This window comes from Paenibacillus sp. EKM10P (assembly GCF_011800655.1).
Classification (GTDB): Bacteria; Bacillota; Bacilli; order Paenibacillales; family Paenibacillaceae; genus Paenibacillus; species Paenibacillus polymyxa.
Genome location: NZ_JAALET010000030.1, coordinates 1 through 3625 on the forward strand (window position 1 = coordinate 1; position 3625 = coordinate 3625).

General features: G+C 54.2%; 1 protein-coding gene. It reads left to right on the top strand.

What is annotated here, in order from left to right; translation table 11 throughout:
• Positions 1 to 3625: condensation domain-containing protein (locus HFE01_RS26210; protein WP_167442889.1), on the top strand; the 3625-nt coding region annotated here is incomplete at both ends.

Sequence of the window (3625 nt, forward strand, 5' to 3'; positions counted from 1 at the left end):
GCCTGGCCGGGGCGAAGTTGGTCAACCTGTATGGACCAACCGAAGCGACGGTGGACGTATCGTACTTTGATTGCGAGCCGGATGAGGCATATGCGGTGATTCCGATCGGAAAACCGATTCAAAATATCCGTCTGTACATCGTGAAGGAAGGCACGGAGCAATTGCAGCCGATTGGGGTTGCAGGGGAGCTGTGCATCGGCGGTGTCGGCGTAGCCCGCGGTTACCTGAACCGTCCGGAGCTAACGGCCGAGAAATTTGTTGCCGATCCGTTTGCCGGCGGGGAAGCTGGGTATGAACGGATATACCGCACTGGTGACTTGGCGAGATGGATGCCAGACGGCAACATTGAATACTTAGGCCGGATTGACCATCAGGTGAAAATCCGTGGGTACCGGATTGAGCTGGGCGAGGTCGAAACGCAGCTACTCCAAGTGGAATCGGTACGAGAAGCGGTGGTCATGGCTCGTGCGGATGAAACGGGCCAAAAACAAATGGTGGCGTACTATGTCGCGGGGCAAGAAATCCGTGCCAGCGAGCTGAGAAGTGAGCTGGGCCGAGAGCTGCCAAGCTACATGGTGCCATCGTACTTTGTACAGCTGGAGCAAATGCCGCTGAGTCCCAATGGAAAAATTGACCGCAAGGCATTGCCGGCACCGGAAGGCAGCCTGCAAAGCGGAGCCGACTATGTCGCACCGCGGACGTGGGTGGAAGTGAAGCTGGCGCAAATCTGGCAGGATGTACTGGGTCTGGCGCAGGTCGGCGTGAAGGAAAACTTCTTCGAGATTGGCGGACATTCGCTGCGGGCGACGACACTGGCCTCGAAGATTCACCAAGAGCTGAACAAGCCGCTTCCTCTGCGCAGTATTTTTGAAGCCCCAACGATTGAACAACTGGCAGCTGTGCTGGAGGGGCTGGATCAAGTGGCATATGCATCGATTCCGGTAACGGAAACTCGCACATTCTACCCGTTATCCTCGGCGCAAAAACGACTGTATGTGCTGCATCAGTTCGACCCGCAGGATGTGAATTACAACATGCCGTCGGTGCTGCAAGTGAGCGGTCCGCTGGATGTGAAACGAGTGGAACATGTATTCCGTCAACTGATTGCCCGCCATGCAACCTTGCGTACCCGCTTTGAGCTAATCGACAGCGAGCCGATGCAATGGATTGAGGACGCTGTGCCGTTCGAGGTGGAATATACGAAGGTACAAGCAGCGGGTGCGACTGTGGACACAGATCAGGACACAACTACAGATACGTACACAAGAGTCAACATAGAAGCGCAACAGCGGGTACGGAGCTTTGTCCGTCCGTTTGATCTCAAAGCTGCGCCGCTGCTGCGGGTAGGCTTGGTGGATCTGGGCGTTCAAGGAGCGAAGCAGGAATCCCAACATCTGCTTATGCTTGACATGCACCATATCGTCTCAGATGGGGTATCCATGGAGGTCCTGACCGACGAGTTTGTCCGCTTGTATGGCGGTGAAGAGCTAGCGCCATTGCGGATTCAGTACAAGGATTATGCCGTATGGCAGCAAAGCGAAGCCCACCAGGAATGGATGCAGCGTCAGGAAGCGTACTGGCTTGACACCTTCCAAGGTGAACTACCTGTACTGGATCTCTCTACTGACTTTGCCCGCCCAGCGGTGCAGAGTACGGCAGGGGATACGATCGAATTTGTACTAGAGCGTGAGGTTAGTGAACGCCTGAAAGAACTGGCGGCACACACCGGCGCTACTCTGTATATGGTGTTGTTGGCGGCGTACACCACGCTCTTACACAAATACACAGGCCAAGAGGACATCGTCGTTGGCACACCGATTGCCGGACGACCGCATGCCGAACTGGAGAGTCTGGTTGGTGTATTCATCAACACGCTGGCGATGCGCAATTATCCGTCCAGCGACAAGTCGTTCCTGGACTATCTGCAAGAGGTCAAAGAGCATGCGCTCCGTGCGTATGAGCATCAGGACTACCCGTTTGAAGAACTGGTTGAAAAACTGAATGTAACGCGGGATACGAGCCGGAATGCGCTGTTTGACACGATGTTTGAGCTGAAAACAATGGAGCAGCAGGAGTTCGAGCTGAAAGGTCTGACCTTGAGCTCCTATCCACTGGACAATCATACGGCCAAGTTTGATCTGAGCTTGGAGGCCATAGAGCAGCCAGAAGGTATTCTGTGCAGTCTGGAATACAGCACGGCGCTGTACAAGCCGGAGACCATGACGCGATTGGCACAGCATTTTGCGGAAATCGTTCGAGCTATTGCCTATCATCCACAGCAGCCCCTGGCAGCTTTGAATATGGTAACCGCCGAGGAAAAAGAGCAACTCATCGATGGATTTGGAAATGTGGGGGTATTAGGTGCTGATGCTGTTGAAGCGGGAGCCCTGTTCCATACCTATGTGGAAGAACAAGCCCAGCTTGTGCCGGATCACGTGGCGGTGGTGTATGAGGAGCAACAGCTGACGTACCGCAAACTGAATGAACGTGCAAACCAATTGGCGCGTAAATTGCGAAAGGAAGGCATTGGACGCGAGTCGATTGTCGGCATTTTGAGTGAACGCTCGGTGGATATGTTGGTCGGTGTATTGGCGGTGTGGAAAGCCGGAGGCGCCTATGTGCCGCTGGATGCAGACTATCCATCCGAACGGATTCGTTTCATGCTGGAGGACAGTGGTGCGACGGTACTGTTAACTCAGACGGGATTGCATGAGCGCGCACAAGCATGGCTGGAGGAAAGCCAATGGGCTTTGGGCGATGAAAATGCTAAGGGTGAGCTGGAGACGGCAGTTAGCGCTGAAACGATGGAAAGGGACAATCTGAATGAAGGTTTGAGCTTGAAATCAGATTCGAAGTCTGACAGCGAAGCAGCATCTGAATCGGCAACAAAGCTGCGCCTGCAAACCATACTGGCATTGGACGATGAGTTACTCTACACCGGGGATGCCACGAATATCGAGCCGATCAATGAACCGCACGATCTGGCGTATGTGATCTACACGTCTGGGACAACCGGACGTCCAAAAGGTGTCATGATCGAACATCGCAGCTTGGTGAATACCGCTGCGGCCTATCGTCGGGATTACCGCCTGAGCGAATTCCCGGTACGACTGCTACAACTGGCTAGCTTCTCCTTCGACGTGTTCGTCGGTGATATTGCGCGGACACTTTATAATGGTGGAACGATGGTTATCTGTCCGAAAGACGACCGGATTGATTTTAGCCGTCTCCACGGATGGATTCGTGACTACCAAATCACGGTGTTCGAATCGACTCCAGCTTTGATTGTACCGTTTATGCAGCATGTACATGAACACGTACTAGATATGAGTAGTCTAGAGCTGCTCATCACGAGCTCGGATAGCTGCAGTGTGACAGACTACCGAGTGCTGCAGGAGCGGTTTGGTGCGGAGATCCGCATCATCAACAGCTACGGTGTTACGGAAGCGGCGATTGACTCCAGCTTCTACGACGAAGAGCTGTCGAAGCTGCCAAGCAGCGGGAATGTGCCAATTGGGCAGGCGTGGCTGAACGCACGCTTCTACATTGTGGACAGCCAGCTGAATCCAGTGCCGATCGGCGTACTGGGCGAGCTGTGCATTGGCGGTGCTGGTGTCGCACGGGG